The sequence below is a fragment of the uncultured Vibrio sp. genome, from assembly GCF_947488985.1.
GTDB lineage: Bacteria > Pseudomonadota > Gammaproteobacteria > Enterobacterales > Vibrionaceae > Vibrio.
Map to the genome: position 1 here is coordinate 1 of NZ_CANLBV010000203.1, position 1729 is coordinate 1729.

Genomic DNA, 1729 nt, shown 5'->3' on the forward strand with positions numbered 1-1729 from the left:
GAGGCTGTCCATAGCGTCTTTTTTCACGAAGAAGTAACAGCCTCAATTAGATCATATTTTTACTTAGATTGGTATTAGGTGCTCATTATATAAGTGGTGTTACCATTAACTATGAAGCTTAGTACGAAAATATTACTACTGATAACCCCAATTATACTGCTCAGCACCGCCGCTTCTAACTATGTCATTTATTCAACTCAGAAAAGCAGTTTCAAAATCAACTTGCCGACTATTCACGAGATTTAGACAAAGCCTTTTTAGATACCTTGATTGAGACAGGCAACCAAAACGTTGTGAAACCGATTATCGAGTTATGCCATGCTCAAGGTAAGAAAGTCACCGCTGAAGGCATCGAAAACCAAGACATGCACCTATGGTTACAACAAGCACAGTGCGATATGCTGCAAGGCTATTACTTTGGTAAACCCATGCCTTTAGAAGATCTGAGTACATGGCACCAACAATATCAGCTCAAATTAATCGACAACAAAAAGAATCCAATCAATGAAATCCGTAGTCATCGCATCGCTGAACCCAGCGAAAATTAACGCCGTTAAAAGTGCATTCTTATCTGCTTTTCCTGATTCAGAGTTTGACTTCACATACATTAACGTCCCGAGTGGCGTCGCTGACCAACCGATGAGTAATGATGAAACTTATCAAGGTGCCATTAATCGCGTTAGCAACGCCGCCCAAGCTCAGCCCAATGCAGACTTTTATGTTGGGCTAGAAGCAGGTATTGAAGGAAATGTGACGTTTGCTTGGATGGTCATTGAAGCCAATGGTCAACGTGGCGAGTCTCGCTCCGCAAGTCTGATGTTGCCACCTGCTGTGCTTGCCAAGCTCCAATATGCAAATGAGTTAGGTGATGTAATGGATGAAGTCTTCGGGACAGAGAACATAAAACAGAGAGGCGGTGCGATTGGTCTACTGACGCACAACCAGTTGTCTCGCAGCTCGGTATATCATCAGGCTTTAATTCTCGCGCTGATCCCCTTTATGAACCCTGAGCACTTTCCAGCCTAGTCTTGGTTATAGGGTACAAGGCCGCCACGATAGACGAGTCGGCGTGATAAAAAAACGCTAACGAGTGGTTAGCGTTTTTTATGGAATAATTTGCAGTCACTGCATTTGCATGGTTACTTAAGCAACAAATCAGCAATTGCAACTTTCTCTTGTTCAGACTTAGCCTTTAATTCGTTGGAGCCTCGCGTAATGGTTGCGACACCCACTCCGAGCATTTGGCTCACCTGCCTTTGTGACATATCCCCTTTCATGAGTTCACAAAGAATATTCACTCTAGCAACCAAAGAATCGCGTTCATCTGATGTCATCAACATGGTCAATAACAGCTCGTGCTGATCTTTGCCAACCGCTGTTTTAACCAAGTCCATTAGTTGTTGCCAATTATCATATTCAGGTTGTGATGCCATATATCTACACTTACTTTTAAATTTTGGCTTGAAGTAGCCGCTTAACGATTGAAAGCGTTGACCACTTTATACCGAAACACTGGCTTTGATCCAATGCAAAAAGGCAGCAAGTGGAAATGGTTGGCACTCACTGCCTTTAATCGTATTCATTGGTAACCAAAGTCTCGCAATGTTATGCAGCTTGTTAACGAACTAGAATGAGCCGTTATTGACTACGACTAGGGCGTGTTGATCTTTGCTGTACATTCCGTGTTCAACAATACATAGGTAGCCACATCAACATGAATGCCAGCGAT

Annotated in this window: 2 protein-coding genes and 1 pseudogene; 2 read left to right on the forward strand and 1 reads right to left on the reverse strand. The window is 42.9% G+C overall.

Annotated features, from left to right (window positions below; translation table 11 throughout):
- Window positions 1-242: 242 nt before the first annotated feature.
- Both Q1A70_RS19775 and yjjX read left to right on the forward strand, forming a co-directional pair.
- Window positions 243-548, forward strand: a pseudogene (locus tag Q1A70_RS19775) (EAL domain-containing protein); the annotation flags it as partial.
- Window positions 505-1026 carry an inosine/xanthosine triphosphatase gene (gene yjjX / locus Q1A70_RS19780; protein ID WP_299695706.1) on the forward strand — a complete coding sequence of 174 codons (522 nt, stop codon included), beginning with the start codon at window positions 505-507 and terminating at the stop codon, window positions 1024-1026. The pseudogene Q1A70_RS19775 and the gene yjjX, both read left to right, overlap by 44 nt.
- A 113-nt stretch (window positions 1027-1139) precedes the next feature.
- Here the strand turns inward: yjjX and trpR are convergent, their stop codons facing one another.
- A complete protein-coding gene (gene trpR, locus Q1A70_RS19785; protein WP_299695708.1) occupies window positions 1140-1433 on the reverse strand; it encodes a trp operon repressor in 294 nt (97 codons plus the stop codon).
- Between the last annotated feature and the right edge of the window lie 296 nt (window positions 1434-1729).

Coding starts and splice junctions, on each gene's coding strand:
- yjjX (WP_299695706.1), top strand. CDS start 505: ATGAAATCCGTAGTCATCGCATCGCTGAACCCAGCGAAAATTAACGCC.
- trpR (WP_299695708.1), bottom strand. CDS start 1,433: ATGGCATCACAACCTGAATATGATAATTGGCAACAACTAATGGACTTG.